Annotated in this window: 20 protein-coding genes, 1 pseudogene and 1 riboswitch; of the genes and pseudogenes, 9 read left to right on the forward strand and 12 right to left on the reverse strand. The window is 37.5% G+C overall.

The window, feature by feature from the left end:
• Window positions 1–204 precede the first annotated feature (204 nt).
• The 3 genes from AC07YC_RS05570 to AC07YC_RS05580 all read right to left on the reverse strand — a co-directional run bounded on the left by AC07YC_RS05570 (window position 205) and on the right by AC07YC_RS05580 (window position 2,479).
• Window positions 205–1,485 carry a Na+/H+ antiporter NhaC family protein gene (locus tag AC07YC_RS05570; protein ID WP_494918654.1) on the reverse strand — a complete coding sequence of 427 codons (1,281 nt, stop codon included), beginning with the start codon at window positions 1,483–1,485 and terminating at the stop codon, window positions 205–207.
• A 104-nt stretch (window positions 1,486–1,589) separates the two neighbouring features.
• A riboswitch (SAM riboswitch) is annotated at window positions 1,590–1,693 on the reverse strand.
• Window positions 1,694–1,812: 119 nt separating this feature from the next.
• Window positions 1,813–2,046 carry a DUF3953 domain-containing protein gene (locus AC07YC_RS05575; protein WP_494918656.1) on the reverse strand — a complete coding sequence of 78 codons (234 nt, stop codon included), beginning with the start codon at window positions 2,044–2,046 and terminating at the stop codon, window positions 1,813–1,815.
• A 37-nt stretch (window positions 2,047–2,083) separates the two neighbouring features.
• Window positions 2,084–2,479, reverse strand: a complete 396-nt coding sequence (locus AC07YC_RS05580) for a DUF2178 domain-containing protein (RefSeq protein WP_494918657.1) — start codon at window positions 2,477–2,479, stop codon at window positions 2,084–2,086.
• 533 nt (window positions 2,480–3,012) lie between these two features.
• Between AC07YC_RS05580 and AC07YC_RS05585 the strand changes: the two genes are divergently transcribed.
• A complete protein-coding gene (locus tag AC07YC_RS05585; RefSeq protein WP_336636674.1) occupies window positions 3,013–3,747 on the forward strand; it encodes a class I SAM-dependent methyltransferase in 735 nt (244 codons plus the stop codon).
• A 686-nt stretch (window positions 3,748–4,433) separates the two neighbouring features.
• Here AC07YC_RS05585 and AC07YC_RS05590 read toward each other — a convergent pair.
• Window positions 4,434–4,940, reverse strand: coding sequence for a hypothetical protein (locus AC07YC_RS05590; protein ID WP_494918658.1), 507 nt, complete (start codon window positions 4,938–4,940; stop codon window positions 4,434–4,436).
• Between the two features lie 185 nt (window positions 4,941–5,125).
• On the opposite strand from AC07YC_RS05590, the gene AC07YC_RS05595 reads away from it, so the two are divergent.
• Window positions 5,126–6,043, forward strand: coding sequence for a class I SAM-dependent methyltransferase (locus tag AC07YC_RS05595; protein ID WP_494918659.1), 918 nt, complete (start codon window positions 5,126–5,128; stop codon window positions 6,041–6,043).
• A gap of 157 nt (window positions 6,044–6,200) precedes the next feature.
• On the opposite strand, the gene AC07YC_RS05600 is transcribed toward AC07YC_RS05595, so the two are convergent.
• A complete protein-coding gene (locus AC07YC_RS05600) occupies window positions 6,201–6,578 on the reverse strand; it encodes a VOC family protein (RefSeq protein ID WP_494918660.1) in 378 nt (125 codons plus the stop codon).
• Window positions 6,579–6,749: 171 nt separating this feature from the next.
• Here AC07YC_RS05600 and AC07YC_RS05605 point away from each other — a divergent pair, with 171 nt between their 5' ends.
• Window positions 6,750–7,937 carry a Ger(x)C family spore germination protein gene (locus tag AC07YC_RS05605; protein WP_494918661.1) on the forward strand — a complete coding sequence of 396 codons (1,188 nt, stop codon included), beginning with the start codon at window positions 6,750–6,752 and terminating at the stop codon, window positions 7,935–7,937.
• A gap of 34 nt (window positions 7,938–7,971) precedes the next feature.
• On the opposite strand, the gene AC07YC_RS05610 is transcribed toward AC07YC_RS05605, so the two are convergent.
• On the reverse strand, window positions 7,972–8,727 hold the full coding sequence (locus AC07YC_RS05610; RefSeq protein ID WP_494918662.1) for a class I SAM-dependent methyltransferase: 756 nt from the start codon (window positions 8,725–8,727) through the stop codon (window positions 7,972–7,974).
• A 263-nt stretch (window positions 8,728–8,990) separates the two neighbouring features.
• Here AC07YC_RS05610 and AC07YC_RS05615 point away from each other — a divergent pair.
• From AC07YC_RS05615 to AC07YC_RS05625, 3 genes and pseudogenes are all read left to right on the forward strand, one after another.
• Window positions 8,991–9,803, forward strand: a pseudogene (locus tag AC07YC_RS05615) (AraC family transcriptional regulator).
• 70 nt (window positions 9,804–9,873) lie between these two features.
• Window positions 9,874–10,455 carry a GNAT family N-acetyltransferase gene (locus AC07YC_RS05620; RefSeq protein ID WP_494918663.1) on the forward strand — a complete coding sequence of 194 codons (582 nt, stop codon included), beginning with the start codon at window positions 9,874–9,876 and terminating at the stop codon, window positions 10,453–10,455.
• Window positions 10,456–10,597: 142 nt separating this feature from the next.
• Entirely contained in the window at window positions 10,598–11,035 is a 438-nt protein-coding gene (locus AC07YC_RS05625; RefSeq protein WP_494918664.1) for a hypothetical protein, read from the forward strand.
• A 235-nt stretch (window positions 11,036–11,270) separates the two neighbouring features.
• Here AC07YC_RS05625 and AC07YC_RS05630 read toward each other — a convergent pair whose 3' ends face one another.
• Complete coding sequence (locus tag AC07YC_RS05630; protein ID WP_494918665.1) at window positions 11,271–12,116, reverse strand: alpha/beta fold hydrolase; 846 nt, start codon at window positions 12,114–12,116, stop codon at window positions 11,271–11,273.
• A 574-nt stretch (window positions 12,117–12,690) separates the two neighbouring features.
• On the opposite strand from AC07YC_RS05630, the gene AC07YC_RS05635 reads away from it, so the two are divergent.
• Complete coding sequence (locus tag AC07YC_RS05635; protein ID WP_336636665.1) at window positions 12,691–13,176, forward strand: tetratricopeptide repeat protein; 486 nt, start codon at window positions 12,691–12,693, stop codon at window positions 13,174–13,176.
• Window positions 13,177–13,215: 39 nt separating this feature from the next.
• Here the strand turns inward: AC07YC_RS05635 and AC07YC_RS05640 are convergent, their stop codons facing one another.
• The 5 genes from AC07YC_RS05640 to AC07YC_RS05660 all read right to left on the reverse strand — a co-directional run bounded on the left by AC07YC_RS05640 (window position 13,216) and on the right by AC07YC_RS05660 (window position 17,887).
• Window positions 13,216–13,425 carry a DUF3955 domain-containing protein gene (locus AC07YC_RS05640; protein WP_402791697.1) on the reverse strand — a complete coding sequence of 70 codons (210 nt, stop codon included), beginning with the start codon at window positions 13,423–13,425 and terminating at the stop codon, window positions 13,216–13,218.
• A 346-nt stretch (window positions 13,426–13,771) separates the two neighbouring features.
• Window positions 13,772–14,815 (reverse strand): phosphotransferase family protein, encoded by a 1,044-nt coding sequence (locus AC07YC_RS05645; protein ID WP_494918666.1) that lies wholly within the window; start codon window positions 14,813–14,815, stop codon window positions 13,772–13,774.
• A 12-nt stretch (window positions 14,816–14,827) separates the two neighbouring features.
• Window positions 14,828–15,604 carry an SDR family oxidoreductase gene (locus AC07YC_RS05650; RefSeq protein WP_494918667.1) on the reverse strand — a complete coding sequence of 259 codons (777 nt, stop codon included), beginning with the start codon at window positions 15,602–15,604 and terminating at the stop codon, window positions 14,828–14,830.
• The gene (locus AC07YC_RS05655) at window positions 15,601–16,836 is read right to left on the reverse strand and encodes an acyl-CoA dehydrogenase family protein (protein ID WP_494918668.1); all 1,236 of its coding nucleotides are present in this window, start codon (window positions 16,834–16,836) and stop codon (window positions 15,601–15,603) included. Before AC07YC_RS05655 ends, AC07YC_RS05650 begins: the two co-directional genes overlap by 4 nt.
• A 157-nt stretch (window positions 16,837–16,993) precedes the next feature.
• Entirely contained in the window at window positions 16,994–17,887 is an 894-nt protein-coding gene (locus AC07YC_RS05660) for a LysR family transcriptional regulator (RefSeq protein WP_494918669.1), read from the reverse strand.
• A gap of 140 nt (window positions 17,888–18,027) precedes the next feature.
• On the opposite strand from AC07YC_RS05660, the gene hutG reads away from it, so the two are divergent.
• Window positions 18,028–18,996 carry a formimidoylglutamase gene (gene hutG, locus AC07YC_RS05665; protein WP_336636659.1) on the forward strand — a complete coding sequence of 323 codons (969 nt, stop codon included), beginning with the start codon at window positions 18,028–18,030 and terminating at the stop codon, window positions 18,994–18,996.
• Window positions 18,993–20,177 carry a sodium/glutamate symporter gene (gene gltS, locus AC07YC_RS05670; protein ID WP_336636658.1) on the forward strand — a complete coding sequence of 395 codons (1,185 nt, stop codon included), beginning with the start codon at window positions 18,993–18,995 and terminating at the stop codon, window positions 20,175–20,177. The genes hutG and gltS overlap by 4 nt, the downstream gene beginning before the upstream one ends.
• The last annotated feature ends 124 nt before the right edge of the window (window positions 20,178–20,301 follow it).

Genomic DNA, 20,301 nt, shown 5'->3' on the forward strand with positions numbered 1-20,301 from the left:
AATAAAGTAAAGCCGTTGATTTCCAGCTTTCCATGGGCGGGGTCGAGTTGCTCCCCGCCCTTCGTTCCAATCTGGAGTGGATATTAACTTCACCACCAAAAAATGCTCCCCTTAGATAAACAGATTTTATTTTTTAATCTGTCTACCTAATAGGGAGCATATCAAACTACTCGATAGCTTTTATCTACTGTCTGAATGTAAGGTTTAGGCTTTCTTTTTTTTCGGATACCCAATGAATATCGCTATCATACCACAAATACCAATAAGAATTGGGTAGAAAGAGTACGGCAAGATACTCACTGGCGAAATTTTGGCTACGCTTGCGGCTACAAGGAATTGGGCTCCGTATGGGAGAAGACCTTGGACTGTACAGGAAAAAATATCTAAAATACTTGCGGACTTTCTCGGCTCAATCTCATACTGGTCAGCAATATTTTTGGCAAGCGGTCCCGCAATTAGGATAGCAATTGTATTATTGGCCGTAGATAAATTAGTTAGACCCACAAGACCAGCTATACCAAATTCAGCACCCTTCTGCGATTTAATCCTGCTCGTTACAAGACGGAGTAAAAAGTCAATTCCCCCATTAAATTTAATAACCTCCACCATTCCAGCTATTAATATAGCCAGAAAGGCGATTTCATACATCCCTTCCATTCCTTCACCAATCTTTTGTATAAGGCTCATTATGTGATAGCTGCCATCTGCTAAGCCAACAGCACCGGCGAGAACAATCCCTAATGCAAGAACGAGGAAAACATTCATTCCAGATAACGCTAAAATAATAACTAAAACATAGGGAATAATTTTTATCCAATTATAGCTTAGATGCTCTACTTGGGCTGTCCCCCCGGATGTCATAAACCCTAAAATAATACTTGTAATAAAAGCTGCCGGCAATACAATCCAAAAATTGACCTTAAATTTATCCTTCATTTGCGCGCCTTGTGAACGAACGGCGGTAATAGTAGTATCTGAAATAAAAGATAAATTATCACCAAACATCGAACCGCCTACAACCGCTGCCATCACTAAAGCAATAGGTAGCTCCGTAAGATCGCTTATCCCAACCCCAATTGGCGCCAGCGCGACAATTGTCCCCACTGATGTACCCATAGATAGAGAGATGAAGCAGGCAATGATGAATAAGCCTACGACAAGCAGGTTTTGCGGTATAACCGATAAAGCAAAGTTAACAGTGGAATCTACAGCACCCATCCCCTTCGCTACCTCAGAAAATGCCCCTGCTAATAGAAAAATAATAACCATCAGCATGACATTTAAATTTCCGGCACCTTGGCAAAAAATATCAACCTTGCGGGAAAACGATTCTTTTCGATTCATGGCTAGAGCTACAGCACCCGAAATGCTGATGGCTACAATGACAGGAAAGGCATAAAAATCACCCATTATAATCCCTGAACCAATAAATAAAATCATAAAAATAACAAATGGGATTAGCGCCCATGGATTCTCTTTCTTCATTGTCTACCTCCAAAAATTAAAAATCGGCCATACTTTTTATTTTTTCACCATAAAAAAGACCTCATCTTGAAATAACAAGAAGAGGCCTTATAGTTAAAACGCTCCTCTTATCTATCAAGAACATTGCTTGCTGGATTTGGCACAGTAACTTAATAGTTCCGCTGCCGAGATTTCATCGGGCCAGTCCCTCCATCTCTCTTGATAAGAAGAAAAAATATTATATTTTTGACACAATATTAAAATACTAAAATAAAACATCCATAATTGCAACATGTTTTTAATTGTAAAAAATCCCTAGCGTTATTATTAAGTGTGAAATTCAACTTTTTATACGAATACGAAGCTTTGAATGGACACATAGACCGAAAATATAAATACCCCGACTAAAAACCAACCATATAATTTTCTCTCTCTCCGAAATTCATTAATTCCTAATGTTAACATAAATAAACCTAGAAAAAGGATCATTAAAAAGTTTAGCCGATAATCATGTGTCATAAATCCGTAAATGGAAAGCGTGATGCCTATTATTGATAAAATAATTTGTACTGTTTTTAACAAAACGATTCCCCCTTTTTGCTTGAACGAATACTTACAGTTATCTAAGCTTTTTTGAATAAACAAATTCTATGATGGGTGTGATGACAAATGTAAGCCCAACAACAAAAATCAAGGGATAATTTTTCATGTCATTTAAATTGGATACACCCTCTGACACAAGTAAAATTAAACAAGCTACGATCATTAAAACATAATAGCCAATCTTGGCACTGTGTGCTTCAATATGTTTATCTAGTTCATCTTTATCTTCTTTAATACCATTATGATTACCCGAATTCAGCCAATTGAACAAAAAGGATAAGGAAATAAAGCTAATTATTATAGAACCCCCATCAATTATTCCGAAACGAACCCATCTATACAGGGTAAAACTAACAAATGCACAAAAAAACACAATGACTATAAGACCGATTAATTTTTTTGATTGATTCATTCTCTTTTTATCCTCCATAGTGACCTCTAAAAATATCACGATTTCAATATTGATAGATACAACTTTCAAAATCCAATAATACCCATACAAACAATCATCTGTCAAATTCAGTTCACTCAGAAAATCCACCACTATACATCAACCGATTGGTGTTTGGCTAGTAGTTTCTGCACCGACTGCAATCGGTTGGTTCGCAGCGGTTGGTGGAAGTATAGTAGGTATAACTATTGGACATTCAGCAACTGAAGGCATACTTCTCTTCTTCTTTGGATGTATTATCGCTTCAATCTTTTCGGGGGCTAATCCTTTCATATTTAAGTAGCATCGGTGGTAAAATAATGGGGAAAAGGCTTATGCAAATAGTTTCATTTATTTCAGGATATCTCTTTTTGTACTTTACTGTTTATGTATTCTTGAATGGTTTTGAAAAGCTATTATAGGGGTGACAACCATGGTTAGAAGAAGATAGCTAGCCTCCTAGGTCACCAAGCGTATGTAGGAGGCTATCTTAATCTATAGGAGATGTTTACACGATGAAGCAAAATAAATATGATGATATGCAATTCTTTTCTGCTTACGAAAAAATGCCCCGTTCTGTTCAAGGGCTGGACGCTGCTGGAGAGTGGCATGTATTAAAAACACTTTTACCTGATTTGAAACATAAACATGTGCTTGATTTAGGATGTGGTTTTGGGTGGCATTGTCGATATGCGCGCGCACAACAGGCAAAATCAGTGATTGGTGTAGATATATCTGAAAAAATGCTGGAAAAAGCTGAGGAAAAAACGGATGATCCTTTTATTTCCTATTTGAAAATACCGATTGAGGACATTCAGTTTTCCGCTTCTCAATTTGATGTTGTATTAAGTTCCCTAGCTATTCACTATTTACAAAACTTTGAAGCACTATGCAAAAAGGTTTATACCTATTTAAAACCTGGCGGATCGTTCGTTTTTTCAGTGGAGCACCCTATTTTCACATCCCGTCATGAACAGGATTGGTACAATGATGAACAAGGAAACCGACTGCATTGGCCAGTGGACCATTATCAAACAGAAGGCATGCGCGAAACAACCTTCCTTACTGAAAATGTCATTAAATATCACCGTACATTATCCACTTATATGAATGATCTAATACAGGTTGGATTTACAATACGTGCTGTGAAGGAACCTATGCCATCTGAGGAAATGCTACAAACTATTCCAGGTATGCAAGATGAACTACGAAGACCTATGTTTTTAATGATGGTGGCAGAGAAAAAATAAGCGTTTATCTGCGTGATTATATGTGTCCCATTAGCACATTTCTCTGCTTTATATTTTGGGGCAGCATCGCTACAGTTGCATGATGCCTGCCAAATACTGAATAGTGGTAATAGAGGGCTAGATTGTCTCATAAAGTAATTCTCTGAAAATCTCAGATAAAACAAAAAACCAGATGCTCCTCATAGAAGAGCGCCTGGTTTTATTGTGAAAGTGAATCTTACTAATTTACTTAGTTTTGATTCGTATTAATACTACGCTAAGTTGAGGCGTGGAACAAGTTAAAATATTTTCCATTCAATTTTTGGTAGGAATTTATGTTTTTTCGGGCAGGAGTTACTCATGTCCTATAATTTTGCAAGCAGGAAACTAACAAAAAAAAGACTAGATACCTACATAAATTATGTAAGCTCTAGCCTTTTAAGTGAAAGTGAATCTTACTAATTTAATATTGCTTAGCTTTAGATTCATTTATGAATACGAATAAACAGCTAAAAGGTTTCATTATTTGTCGTATTTTTTCGTAAAAAATAGGATTACCCGCACAAAAAGACCAGGAAGTCACGAAATAAGTGAATCCTGGTCCTTTTGTGAAAAGTGAATGTTACTAGCTTGCTTTAGTTTTTTGTATTCTACTAATGAGGTAGACGGTTGATGTTGCAATAAGTTACATAAAATTTAAAAATATTTTAATCGATTACTTGAATGGCAAAATCAAATACACCCTCTGCCCCATCAGCAGTAATGATGGAAATGCTATACACCCCTTCTGACATTGTATAGCTACCCTTTTCCAGTAACGTTGAATATTCTGCTCCTGCATTTACGGTTTTTTGAGCCCATAGTTTAGCATCTGCATTATAAATTTTTAAGCTAAATGGTTGTGTCCCCTTATTCTTTATATCATAGTGAATATCAAATTCTTGTGGAGAATGATTGCTGTAAAAAGAGTTATGAAATTCACCATTTGCAGTAGTAGCATTCACATAATTCAGTGGAAGTTTATGATGCATATCCATTTCCTCAGTGCTTGTCCTTGCCAATACTCTTTCCTGTAGTTGGGAATCTTTTCGTTTACTTGCATCAAATTTATCCGATGACTTTGTAGAGATGTTGTCGCTACCAATTAGGGCCAATTCAAACATCAGTACAAGTAAAATGAGTAATTTCCATATTTTCAGAGCGCCCACCTCCACTTACAAGTAATACCTAATTAGATATTATTTTACCATTTAACTAATCACCATTCAAATTGCTATCCACAGATAAAAACTTGATAAAAAAAGTTATTTATGCTATAATTTGCATTTAAAACACTATCTTATATAATAGGATTCTCCTGGCCAGGGGAATCCTATTTTTTATTGTAAGGAGTGTTTAGATGAAGAAGCAGGAATCTAGTATAACTTCATTAATAGCCGCCTTTAGCAGAGCCCACCATAGCCAATTTGATACGCTGAAAATATTTGATGATTATCTAGCACAGGATTTAATCTCCAAGGATGAATTTCAGAGCATTGAAGACAATATGGTGCAAGGTATTGAATTTTTCAATAAGGAAATTGCCGAAAAATATAAAGGCAATTCGAGAAAATTATTAAAATGGATTACGCAAGTTCAACTAGCGCCGACTCCCTTGGCACGTGCCGCATACTGTGAAAGGGTCTTACAAAACGAAATACAGCTCGGTGTTGAGCAATATGTTATTTTGGGTGCTGGTTTGGATACATTCGCTTATCGACACCCCCATTTAGAATGTGTATTAGAAATATTTGAGGTTGATATCCCAGCCACACAAGCATTCAAAAAACAAAAATTACAAGAAGCGTCACTCAGCCGCACCAATAATGTACATTTTGTAGCGATGGATTTTACGAAGCAATTTCATAGTCAACCTCTTTTGGATCAAGGCTTTCAGTATAAGAAAACATTTTTTAGTCTCTTAGGTGTCTCCTACTATTTAACGAAAGAAGAACTGGCTAGCTTATTAGACCACCTGTTTGCGCTAGTTCCAGCAGGTAGTTCCCTTGTCTTGGACTATGCTGATGAATCGTTATTTAGTGAAAAGGGCATCTCTAACAGAGTAGATCATATGATAAAGATGGCGGCCGCTGGTGGTGAACCCATGAAATCGTGCTATCGTTATGAGGAAATGGAGAAGATGGTAGCTCAATCAGATCTACTTATTTATGAACATCTACCTCCATCTACAATTCAAGAGCTTTATTTCCAGCATCGAACAGATTATCTATCAGCTTTTGAAACGATCCATTATATGCATATAGTTAAAAGGAAATAATCCACTCATTTTTAAAACAATTCTTAATTTTCTATCTATTTCCCAGGCAATTAACTATTTCAATATAAGAATTATGTATATGATAGTAATGTAAAGCTAATTAGCCTTACACCTCCTAGATTTGTTACTAGGGTCACTGTTTATAACAGTGACCCACTTATGATTGGCAAACCCCCAATGGACTTCCATCTAAATCATAGAAGGTGAAAAATTTTATTTGCCCCTCTCCTCCCAGAGAATTTACGTTCACTTGTTGCTCCACTAGTGATGGGTAGGTCTCTTCAATAGATGAAGAAAGAAAATTGTAGTATTTCCCTATCCCAAAATGATTAACTGGAAAATGCAATGGTTGATGATTGTCTGGTTTTACTAAGCATACAACCGTAGCAGAACGTTCCGCTATTTTCATGACCGCTGCGTCTTCTTCTATATATAAAAGCTTAAATCCAAGCTTTTCCTCATACCATTTAGCTGATAATTGAGGGTCTTTTATCGGGATAAAAATGGCCTCTACTCCATGTAATAATGTTTGCATCTCTTTTTCCTCCTTTATAAAATGATTTCTGTATATGAACTTGAATGTCCTCTAAAAAATTTCACCCTTGCATTTCTTCTTGTTTAGTTTCCCTATTATTTGCTTATCCTAATTAGTATCGGAAATGTCTTTGCCCTTTTCCTAGAGGAGGTGCCAATCATTAAACACACGGTGTCATTTTTTCTCCTACTACTAGTCGTTTTGTTGTTAACTGGATGTTGGAATAAGCGGGAGTTAAATGAATTAGCCATTGTCACAGCTGTTGGAGTCGATAAAACGGACGAATTCATAGAAATTTCCGTTCAAATTGTTAACCCGAGTCAAATTGCGCCGAAAAATTCCACAAGCTTTCAAGTCCCTGTTTTTACCTATCACGCAAAAGGGAGAACCTTATTTGAAGCCATCCGAAAATTAACAACACTGACGCCAAGGAAACCTTATTATGCACATGCTCAAGTTATTATTATTGGTGAAGAGATGGCTGAATATGGTATGAATAGTATATTAGATTTATTTCAAAGGGACCCTGAGGGAAGAAGCGATTTTAATATTATTGTTGCTCATGAATCAACAGCGCAAGATATTTTAAGTATTTTAACACCATTAGAAGATATTCCTGCCAGTAAAATGTTAAAATCCTTAAAGGACTCTGAGGATGTATTGGGGACTACGGAATCAGTGATTTTAGACGATTTGATCGAGTCTTTAGGGAGTATTGATCATAGTGCTGTTCTGCCCTCCATTCATATACTCGGAGATGCAGATGCCGGAAAAAATAGCTCCAATATAGAAAAAATGGATAGCCCTGCTAATTTAAAATACAGTGGACTTGCTGTTTTTAAAAACTATAAGCTTATAGGCTTCTTAACAGAGGAAGAAAGCAAATACTACAATTTCTTACACAACCATATAAAAGGGACCGTTCAAAAAGTGCCTTGTTCGGAAAAGGGGAAAATATCAGCAGAGGTATTAAATTCCTCTACAAAAGTTACTGGCAGCTTAAAAAATGACAAACCCTCCATCCATATTCAGGTGGATCTTGAACAAAATATAGCGGAAATAAGTTGCCCAATGGATATAACAAAGCCCGAAACGATTGATGTTATTAATAAAGAAACAAGTAAATTAGTTCAAGAAAATTTAGAACAAACACTGCACACGATTCAAAAAACCTATCAAGCTGATATTTTAAAGTTTAGTGAGGTACTTCATCGTGAAGACCACCAAGCATGGAAACGTATCAAAAAAGATTGGGCCACGATTTACCCTAATCTACCGGTGCAGATTGAGGTAAATGTGAAAACAAAAGGTATTGGTACAGCTAGAAAATTAAAAGTGGATAAAACTAATCAAAAATGACCAGACACTCCTTGAGAGTGCTGGTCATTGCTAATTAACGTGAAGCTTCGAATGTAATAAATGATGAATCTTCATCAGGCTGTTGCTGGAATGTATAGTTTGCAGAGCATGTGATATCCGAAAAGCCTATACTTTGTAAAAGTAGTTTAAATTCATCTAGACCATACCAGCGTAATAGAAATTTTTGTAGCTCTGTATCAATCAATGTACCACGCTGCCATTTTTCATATTTTAAAACCGATAAAGTATACTGCTCCATCCAGTTGATCGCAATCGATTTCCTCTCAATCGAGATGCCTTCCTCCTCAGAGGTTGGATGATAACTTGTAGTCATTTCTCCAGTTTTCCAGTCTGTCGGGACGATTATATCTAATAGAATGCGTCCGCCTGGAGCAAGGTGATGATACATATTTGTTAAAGCTGACACGGCATCTTGATAATTTTCTATTAAACAGAAAGATCCTGCCGGCATGATGATAGCGTCATATTGTTGATCTACTGTAAAATGACAAACATCGCCTTCATAAAGAACGGGTGTAAGTCCCCTATCGTGACAGCGTTTACGACAGGACGCCAGCATTTCTGAAGAATTGTCAATTCCTTCTACATCAAAGCCACTCTCCATGAAAGGAATATAGAAACGCCCTGAGCCGACACCCGCCTCAAGAACCTTACCTGTAAGTCCCTGTAAACGTTCCTTATAATATTCAATATCCCCGCCAATAGAATATCCTACTGGTTTTGATAAATCATAAAGTTCCGTACATAACGGTCCATAATTACTATACATATTGTCTCCTCCGATTATTTGCGGAAGAAAAATCCCTTTTAATTCTTCCACACCTTCATATTATTTAATGGAAAATTAGAGCTGACTATCATTATGGATCACTCGCTTTCTTGTAAATTTAAATAAATTATACCTATATTTGTCATTCATTTCAATATTTCTATTGATTTCGTTTTCAGTCCCCTATAATGTACAAATTAGCATAAATTATCAAAAAATATTTCCATGTAAACGGTACGATGAGAATAAGAAAGGATGCTCGTATGGATTATTTTGAAAGAATACAAAACGCTATAGACTATATAGAGGATAACTTACAAGAAAAAATGTAGATCACAGATATTTCTTCGCAATCGTACTGTTCAGCCTTCCATTTTCAGCGACTGTTTCAGGAGATAACTGAATTTTCCGTACAGCAGTATATTCGTAATAGAAGACTTTCTGAAGCGGCCCTTCTATTAATAGCAACCTCTCAAGCTATACTTGCAGTGGCGATTAACTTTCAATACGGTTCTCAAGAAGCTTTTACAAGGGCATTTGTTCAATATTTTGGGATATCACCGGCTAAGTATAGAAAGAATGCAAATTCTATACCATTACAAAACAAAATAAACTTTTTGGATTATAAAATGGATGGTGAGCTCCCTATGCCAAAACCAACAATCGTCCATGTAGGAAAAAAATTAATCACCGGCCATCCCTATCAAACATCATTACAAGATGAGAGGTATTATGCTGAAATTCCGGGCTTTTATCATGATTTTGGTCGCCAGCACTATTATGAACGTATTACACAAAAAGTGGCACCTAATATGGCCTATGGAATCTCTACAAACTTTCAAGAGAATGGTGAATTTTCTTTTGTTGTTGGTGAGGAAGTCCGAGTATTTGAGGAGCGTGTTCAGCAAGAGTTTATCCATGTAGAATTACCTGCTGGTCAATATGCTGAATTTATCTTGAATAGTCGTGCAGAAGGTATACAGAAAACAAGACGTTACATTTACGGGGTATGGTTGCCTAACTCTCATTACGAAAGAGATAGGGGTCCTGATTACGAAATAACAGATGTTATGTAATCTATCTATCCACATACTATGAAAATAAAAATTTACATTCCTATTAAAGGTTAAGAAAGGAAGCAAAAAAATGATGTTTGAAAAGGTTTTTACTCAATTTCCTCTGCTACATACGTCTAGTCTACTATTGAAGAAAATAGAAGTGTCTCATATAGAAGAGTTGTTTGCCATTTATGATAATCCAAAGGTTTTCGAGTTTTGTGGTATTATCCCCAAACACAACTATCAAACCGTACAAAAAATGATTGAGCATTTTGAAAGAGACTTTAAGAAGAGAAGTAGAATAAAGTGGGGTATTTTTGAAGTGTCCCAATGCGAGAAATTAGTGGGTATTATTGAAGCGATGGACTTTAATCAAAAGGTAAATATGGTGACAATTGGATATTACCTAGCCGAAGATTTTTGGGGAAAAGGCATTGCTACGAAGGCAGTTGAAATGGTCGTGAACTTTTTATTAGAGGAGGTTCAGGTGAATCGAATTCAAGCTGAGGTCATGCCATTAAACGAGCCCTCGAAAAAAGTACTACTAAAGAATGGTTTTATAAAAGAAGGTTTATTACGACAAGCAACATTATGGTCCGGCAAAGGCGTTGTTGATTTAGAAATATATGGATTACTGAAAGAAGATTATGTAAACCATTCAAAAGACTAGACTCTATTTAGGAGTCTAGCTTTTTCTTTTATATGACAAGTAGTTGGACAGAATACCAACTCAAGATAGCTCTTTTACATAGATTAGAAATAGAAGACTAGCGCTAGAATTAACATTTAAACCATAAAGGAGCGTTTCAAAAATGGATGAAAATCGATATTTAACACGATTGGATAGAAATTTAAATAATTATCATAAATTTTCTAAGTGCTATTGTGACTCGAAGAACTATTGCACAGGTTACTATTATGGCACGGATGATATGGCGGAAGAAGATTCATATCGCATCAAGTATTATAATAGTTCTCAGGGTGAGAATAAACAGTCGGAGAGCCACGTAAGAAATAAAGATAAAAAACATTGTCAAGGCTGTATTTGTAGTCAGTTAGAATGTTTTGACCCAGGGACATTAGTAGATGTCTATCTTTCTGATGGCCATTGTTTTTGCGGTATTTACTTTATCTATCTCGATCCACATAGCTGCTGTGCCTATTTCCTTCAAATCGATGACATGGCTAGACCCGTTATTATTGACTGCCAGCAAGTGAATGCTATAAGTAAAACTAATACGGCAAGCTAGTGCATTGGCTTCTTCCCTTTTGAAAGTAGCCTGTTGTAGGTGTTTAATCATGATCTTTCATCTACTTAGATTTCTGGTGATCAGCATGTGTACAACGAATGATCGGACTCCCCTATCTAACCATAGGGCGAGAGATTTTCACCGTTAACGGCTACCCCCTTCCTATTTCTACATGAAAAAAGAGCAGTATGATAACATATACATGTTACCAACTACTGCTCTAAGTTTTAAAAAATTATCCTTCGTTTATCCAATTAATGAGCTGTTCATCAAATAGCTCTGGCTCTTCAAACATAGGGTTATGACCACTTTTTTCAAAGATAACTTTCTTAACCTGAGGAGTATCCTCTATTGCCTCCCATAATGAAACAGGAGCAACTAAAAAATCATACCTACCTAGTCCAACAAAAATTGGTTTAGGGAAAGATCGAGTTAGCTGTAAAAGATCCTGCTCAGCGAAAGCTCTCCCCCACAGATAATCTATGACTTCCATATTCGTATAAACGCCTTCCCACATAGCTGTAGCATTAAACGAATAATCATAGAAACTATGTGCGCCCATACGAATACACATATGAACAAAACGTCGTTCAGGTTCCTTCTTTAAATCTTGCGCTAAGAAAGCAATCTCTCGTTCAAATTGTTTTTTTCGCGCGACACTGGCATTAGCATCAAAAAAGGACAAGCTTTGCTGTTGTCTCTCTTGGCTATTTGTTGTAGCTGTATTTAATAGAATCACCTTCCGAACATGCTGAGGGTATTTGTCAGCATACGCCATCGCCATAAATGCATGCCCTGAGTGCCCTAAAATAATGACATGCTCCAACTTTAACAATTGTCGAGCTTGTTCAATATCGTCGACAATTTTCTCTAAAGTATAGTCCTCTAGTTTTAAAGGACGAGCAGGCTTCACAAATCCACGATGATCTAAAAAAATAAGCTGAAAATGCTGGGAAAGGTTTTCTGAGAACAGTCGTGGGTAATACACACTGCTTCCTACGACTAAAATAGGTTCACCCTGTCCCTTTATACAATAGTGCAATTCAAATCCATCACAAATAATCTTTTGGTTTCTTGTCATTTTTTATCCTCTTTTCTTATTAATCTATCACTCCCTTTCCTCTTTGCATTCCCGTGTCTTTTCCATCGAACGCTCTAGCATTCTATTCACCTCATGGATTTACTTTTACACAAACAATACCATTACTACTGGTTTCTAGCAAATTATTGCTTATATAATAAAGGAAGCATCTAAAAAAGGGATGGAAGGAAATGAAAGAAAGTTTATTAGAACGTTTAAAGGTATTTCTATTCAATAAGGAACACCATACATGATAGGTGAAGAAGAAATTATCTATGCTCAACAGAGGCTCGATGTACAATTCAATAAGGATTACGTGCAGTTCATGCTTTTCTAACGGTTCCAGGATGGGAAATGAAGCAGACATGGATTTAACACTGGCATTTCGCCAACCATTCAGTGAGTCCTCCCTTCTTCAACAGCTATGTCATTTTTCAATAGATGGTGGAGGCAATCCAATATTTATGGACTCATCAGGCAAGGTTTTCCTTTGTAATCATGGACAATGCAATTATTGGCTGAATCTTTCAAGCAGCTGTCGAAGAAGAAAATTTTTTAACAAGGGGTTTAATCAATGGATAAACAATTAGAGCAAGTTCTAACATTAAGAGAAAATGGCCAGCTTAAGGAAGCCAATCAATTAATGGTGGCATTGGTCAAAGAAGAACCTGAAAATGCTTACTATCAATTTCAATGTGCCTGGACCTATGATTCTTTAGGACAAGAAAAAGAAGCTGTTCCCCACTATGAAAAAGCCATTCGATTAGGATTAGAGCCAGCAATTCTAGAGGATGCCTATCTAGGTTTAGGGAGCACGTATCGGACATTGGGGCTGTACGAACAAGCAAAACGGACATTGGAACAGGCTATACACGAATTCCCTGAAGCCGAGCATATAAAGGTTTTTTATGCCATGACACTTTATAATCTTGGTGAGCATGCAAAATCTATGGAAACATTATTGAATACGTTAGTCAGCACAACCAACCATCAGGGCATTAAGGATTACAAAAAAGCTATTCATTATTACAGTGACAAGCTTGATCAAACATGGTCCTAACAAAAAACAGGCTTTTCATAGAAGCCTGTTTTTTTTGCGTTATTTAGCGATACTTTGTTTTTTAAGCGTTGAAAAAAAGATCAATGTTAGTATACCGCTAAAGAAAAATAAATAGCTCAATGGGATTAAAAAGAAGTTCTTCTCCACAATTACTCCGTTTGCTAGTACCTCATCGCCAAGAATTCCTTTTATAAATAAACATAAAACACCTATCATCATAGGTATTGTTGCTAATAAATATTTCTTCATCATCGTTTCCTCCATATAATTTGTCTATTGTATGTGATCCATTTCCAAGCATATCGTCTGATTTGCTATAGCTATAATAATCCCCAACACATCTTAAGTCAATATTTTTTTATTGAAAAACAATAAATTATTATTGTTTTCATTTTTAGCAAAAAGATAGAATCTATGATAAAATAAGAACATATATTCTATCTCTCTTAATACTTTTACGTGTGATAGTTGCGTCATTTGAATTGTTTTTTGTGCGAGTGGCATTAAATAATCCTATTATATAGTGTCGGATAATCTGTTATATAATTATCAAAAAAACAGCTACTTCAATGAAAAGTAACTGTTTTTCAAACGGTTAAATAGAAGCTGAAGCCTGTTTTATTAAGGCAGCGACCATTTTATCCATTTGAGCGAAGCGATCATCCTGGGTTTGCCCTTTGGCATAACGATAATAGATTTGCTGACAAATGACCGCTAATTTGAAATAGGCAAATGTAAAGTAATATTGAATGTCTGACATATCTCGCCCACTTTTTTCAGCATAGCGTTCCATAAACTGCTGACGGCTATAAAATCCTGGCAATACCGTAACGGGTGGGTCGCCTAGTGCATGTAATAGCATTTTGGGATCATCCGCTTGCATCCAGTAACTCATTGCGACACCTACATCCGCAAGTGGATCCCCTACTGTGGTCATTTCCCAATCAAATAAACCAATCATTTCGGAGTAGTCCTCAGAAAACATAGCATTATTCAATTTATAGTCATAGTGAATAATGGTTGCCTCCTCATTATGAGGAATATGTTTTTTTAACCAATCTGTTAAAGCTTTTACTTCAGTATACTCTGCTGTTTTAGCCTTATCATAGCGCTCGATCCAACCATGTACCTGTCGTTCCATAAATCCATCAGGCTTCACGAAGTCCTGTAACGGTGTGTTCTCATAAGGGATTGCATGCAGTGCTACTAATGAGTCAACCATTTTTTCAGACAGCTGACGGGCTAGTTCCTCCGTTGGTTTTATTCCTTTTGGAAAATAAGTATCGAGGACGACGCCTTTTTTTCGCTCCATTAAAAAGAAATCACTGCCAATAATGTCTCGGTCCTCCACATACACATAGGGTTTTGGGACCACAGGTAAAAATGGATGCAAGGCTGATAAAATGGTAAACTCTCTCTTCATATCATGGGCCTTCTTAGCAACTGGGCCAAGCGGCGGTCTACGAAGGACCACTTCAAAATCAGCTATTTTCAAGCAATAGGTTAAATTGGAATGACCCGCACTAAATTGTGAAATTTCCAATTGCCCCTGCGGTAGTTCAGAAAAATGGCTTTCTAAAAATGTGCGCAATTTGTCTACATCTAGTCGTTCACTTGCCCTTACTTGCATTGTATCCATCTTATCCCTCCTTTAAATAATGGCGCTCATGCCCCCATCAACAACAATGACATCACCTGTCACATAATCTGATGCTGCCGATGCTAGAAATAACGCCACACCCTTTAAATCATTTTCGGAGCCAAGTCGTTTTAATGGTGTAGCGCCCATCAAATAATCTTGACCACGTTCAATTAACACATTGGACATTTTGGTTGGGAAAAAACCAGGGGCAATGGCATTGACATGGACACCATGAGGTCCCCATTTGACAGCTAAATCCTTCGTTAATGTTATAACAGCCCCTTTGCTGGCATTATAGGCAATCGTATCCATAAATGCAGGTAGTGTACCACCAAGCCCTGCGATAGAAGCAATATTAATTATTTTCCCGCTTTTCTGCTCTAGCATGATTTTGCCGACTGCTTGGCTCATTAGGAATGTTCCATTCACATTGACATCAAATACTTTTTGCCAGGCTTCATACGGCATATCGATAGCAGGTGTTCCCCATGAGGCCCCACTGTTATTGACTAAAATATCAATTGTACCGAACGTAGTCATCGTTTGCGCCACAGCATTGGCAATATCCTCTGGTTTTGTCACATCACAGGCTAACGCTAATGTTTGAACCCCTAATTTTTCAAGAGCTTTAGCGACCTCCTCACATGCTTCCACTTTTCGCGAGCATAAGACAACATTGGCTCCAGCCTCGGCAAAGCCTTGGGCAATTTGTGCTCCGAGTCCACGTCCCCCGCCTGTCACAATGGCTGTTTTCCCCTGTAAGCTAAATAACTCCATTACAGTCATTTCACCAGCTCCTTATGTTTTTTCGCGTGCTTTTTTAATTCCAGCTTGGCAACTGTATTACGATGTACTTCATCTGGCCCATCTGCTAAACGCAATGTTCGAGAATTTGCCCACTGTGCAGCAAGTGTTGTATCAGGCCCTACACCAGCAGCTCCAAATGCTTGAATCGCTCTGTCTATAACTCTCAGTGCCATATTTGGCGCAACTACCTTTATCATTGCAATTTCTGCTTTTGCCTCTTTATTGCCAACCGTATCCATCATATAAGCAGCCTTTAATGTTAAAAGCCTTGCTTGCTCAATATCAATACGTGACTCGGCAATACGTTCACGCATCACACCTTGATCTGCTAGAGGTCGATGAAAGGCATGACGCTCCTGTACCCGTACACACATTTCCTCTAATGCCCGTTCAGCTGCGCCAATTAGACGCATACAATGATGAATTCTTCCTGGACCCAAGCGACCTTGGGCAATGGCAAAGCCTTTTCCCTCTCCCCATAAAATATTGTCTACAGGTACGCGTACATTCGTAAAGGTCACCTCTCCATGTCCCTCTGGTGCATGATCATAGCCAAAAGCCGTTAACATGCGCTCCACTTTTACTCCTGGCGTATCCATTGGTACAAGAATCATAGATTGCTGCTCATGAATAGGCGCCGTTGAATCTTTATGTTTGCCCATAAAAATAGCTACTTTACAGCGCGGGTCGCCAGCACCAGTTGTCCACCATTTATGACCATTTAAAATATATTCATCGCCATCACGTTCAATACTTGCCTCAATATTCGTAGCATCACTCGACGCGACTGCAGGTTCAGTCATTGCAAAGCAAGATCGTATTTCCCCTCGTAATAACGGTTCCAGCCATTGCTTCTTTTGCTGTGTGGAACCATAGCGAACTAGTACCTCCATATTACCTGTATCAGGTGCATTACAATTAAACACTTCTGGTGCCAAAAGTGAACGTCCCATAATTTCACATAATGGAGCGTATTCTAGATTTGTTAAACCCGCTCCGTATTCACTATCTGGTAGAAATAAATTCCATAAGCCTGCTTCCTGTGCTTTCAGCTTTAGCTCATCCATAATGGGCGGAATCGCACCCCAACGATCCTCCATCGCCTCGATTTGGGCAGCATAAACGGCCTCATTCGGGTAGATGTATTGCTCCATAAAATTCGTCAGCTTGTCCTGTAACTTCACAACTTTTTCACTATAGGAAAAATTCATTGGAAGTAACCCCCTTTGCTTGAACTCCGAAAAAAATGAATGATTGTTCATTTTTATTCTTACATTAAATGTTACCGCTATTTTTCTAGTAAATCAATTCCATTTCATGAATTTTCTAATTACAAGGAAAATTCCAAGTTTATAGCAATTGAATAGTTTACATTGGTTTCGTTTCGAAAAATTGCAGCACATCTTTCAGTAATCGACGGATAGCAAATGGTAAATGGCGATTTTTTAAGTACACCAAATAAACATTCCGACATAGATTCGCTCCTTCAATTTCCTTTTTAACAATGGTTTTAGCTGTCGGGCCTTGTAAATAGTTTTCTGGTAAGATGGTTATCCCTAAATTTTCTCTTACAAGAGATACAGCCGTTTCAAAACGTTCTATTTCAAATTGAATATCAATGCTCTCCCCTGCTTGTTCAAAAGTATTCAAAATATCACGTCTTGTTTGAAACCCCTCTGTACTTATTATAAAAGGCTCTGCACTAATGTCTGAAATCGATAAAGTCTCTTTCTTTGCTAACGGATGATGTAGGGGTAAAACAGCTACTAAACGTTCCTCATATAAGGTCATAACCTCAAGCTCAGGATCATCCATTAGCTGATTGGTAATAATTAAATGGGTTTTATAGCTTTTCAAGGATTTTTTTACACGCTTACTGCCTAAAATATCTACTAAATGGATCGTCATTTGCGGATAGTCTTTTTTATAGTTAGCAATTACTTTAGGGAGCCAATGCTTGATTGATTCCATCACACCAATGGTAATTTCACTCGTGCCATGTACAACGACTTCATCCATTTCTATTTTTAACACTTCCATATTTTTCACAATAACTTTTGCACGTTCAAATAGTACCTCACCCGCTTCCGTTAACTGCAGATTTCTAGTATTTCTGTCTAACAAGGGCGTGCCAATCTCATGTTCTAATTTTTTGATGGCATTGCTTAAGGAAGGCTGCGAAATATGCAGTCTTTCTGCGGCTTTTGAGAAATTCATATGCTCTGAAACAGCAATAAAATATTGTAATTGTTTAATATCCAATTCGGTGATCCTCCTTCATTTATAGTTTAAAGCTATAGATTAATATTAATTATATATTAGTAATTATAATTATGTGAATATATAATGAATTACAACAATATTTTTTCTACAATAATATTTGCAATGGGGATGATAAGATTATGTACACAATGACAGATCAAAAACAATGGAAAGGCCGTATAGATTCAACAACAAATAAAAGCAGTTTCCGTTTACACCAACAAGTAAAACGAATCGCGATTAATGATGTAAGCGCTTCAGATAAGAAAAGTGCTGCAATGGTTGGCTTTATTTGCGATGAGGGTGTACGTCGAAATCAAGGTCGAGTAGGAGCAGCAAATGGACCAAACGCACTACGTGAAGGACTATCTAGTTTACCGTGGACGTTTGAGGGGGAGCAACAAATCATTGATGTAGGGAACATCATTTGTCTCAATCATGCACTAGAGGAGGCACAGCGAGAGCTTGGTGATGTTGTTAGCACCCTCCTACAAAAGAAATTACAATGTGTCGTGCTCGGTGGTGGTCATGAAACACTGTACGGTCATTATTTAGGTGTTCGTGCGGCATTACCAAAGGAAGCAAAAATCGGCATTATCAATATCGATGCTCATTTTGATTTACGACCATATGACGAGCAGACTTCTTCGGGTACAATGTTCCGTCAAATTTTAGAGCAAGACCCATATGTCGATTATTTTGTTGTTGGCATACAACGCTATGGCAATACAAAAGAGCTGTTCGAAAAAGCGGATGAGCTAGAAGTGAAGTATGTAGTAGAAGATGACATGACATCATCGGCCAATCTTCAGCCATTAATGGATGATTTACAAAATTATATGGATCAACACGATTATGTGCTTTTAACATTATGTATGGATGTATTAAGCGCAGCATCGGCACCAGGCGTAAGTGCACCTTCACCGTTTGGACTTGAACCGACAACTGTGCGTACGATTCTTCAAAAGGTAACTTCGCATCCACATACACACTCTTTTGATATTTGTGAGGTTAATCCGTCATTAGACGAAAACGGACGTACGGTGAAATTAGGTGCTTATTTTGTCTATGAAGCACTGAACAACTTACTTGGGGGGCAAGGTTCATGATCGAAATTAATCAAATTACAACGGTGTTTCTAGCCGTTGCACTCTTTGCATTAGGTGGCTTTCTCATTAATAAAATTGGATTCTTAAAACGTTTTTGTATTCCAGCACCAGTGGTCGGTGGCTTGCTGTTTGCTGCACTTGCAACCATTTTAAAGACTACAGGAACATTAGAAATCTCACTGGATACATCATTACAAAGTTTATTTATGATTACGTTTTTCACAACTATCGGCTTAGGAGCAAGCTTTAAGCTAGTTAGGCTGGGCGGAAAATTACTTATTATTTATTGGCTAGCATGTGGCTTCCTTGCCCTCATGCAAAATGTTATTGGCGTTTCTCTTGCGTCACTAATGGGGATTCATCCTCTGATTGGTATGATGGCCGGTGCCGTGTCCATGGAAGGCGGCCATGGTGCTGCAGCAGCATTTGGACAAACATTAGAAGATTTGGGTATTTCCTCAGCAATGACAATCGGTGCTGCGGCTGCAACTTGTGGTTTAGTAGCTGGTGGTTTAATTGGTGGGCCAATCGTTAAATATTTAGTTGGTAAATACAATTTAACACCCGATGAACAAGAAGCTGAAGAAATCGAATATGAAAATAAACATGAACAAATTACATCTGATTCATTCTTTACACAAGTCTTATTAATTACTTTCTGTATGGCTGTCGGTACCTATGTTGGAACATTATTCTCAGAAGCGACAGGCTTTGTTCTGCCAGGCTATGTAGGAGCTATGTTTGTAGCTGTCTTAGTCCGCAATATTATGGATAAATTTAAACCAGAAGCAATCAATATGAAGAGTATCTCATTAATTGGAGATGTAACATTAGGTGTTTTCCTTTCAATGGCTCTAATGAGTATTAAATTATGGGAAATTGCAGATTTAGCGCTTCCATTATTTATCATCGTCTTTGCGCAAGTATTCTTTATTGTTGTATTTAGCACTTTCGTCCTGTTTAAATTACTCGGCAAAAACTATGATGCGGCTGTGATGGTTGCTGGTTTCGCAGGACATGGTCTAGGAGCAACACCGAATGCCATGGCCAATATGTCAGCCGTTGTCCAACGCTTCGGTCCTTCTAAAAAAGCCTTTCTCGTTGTACCAATTGTAGGCGCCTTTTTAATCGACGTGTTTGGTATTCCTATTATTATTACAACTATTAATTTATTTAAATAAAAACAAGCCGTACTTTGGTCTCTAAAAGACTAGTACGGCTTTTTCTATGATTATTCCACTTCACGTAAACTCGACTCTAAAAGTTCTTACAGCACGTCGCCCCTATTGTATACAAGGCGTTAAG

This window comes from Lysinibacillus sp. GW247-5R2A (assembly GCF_059424475.1).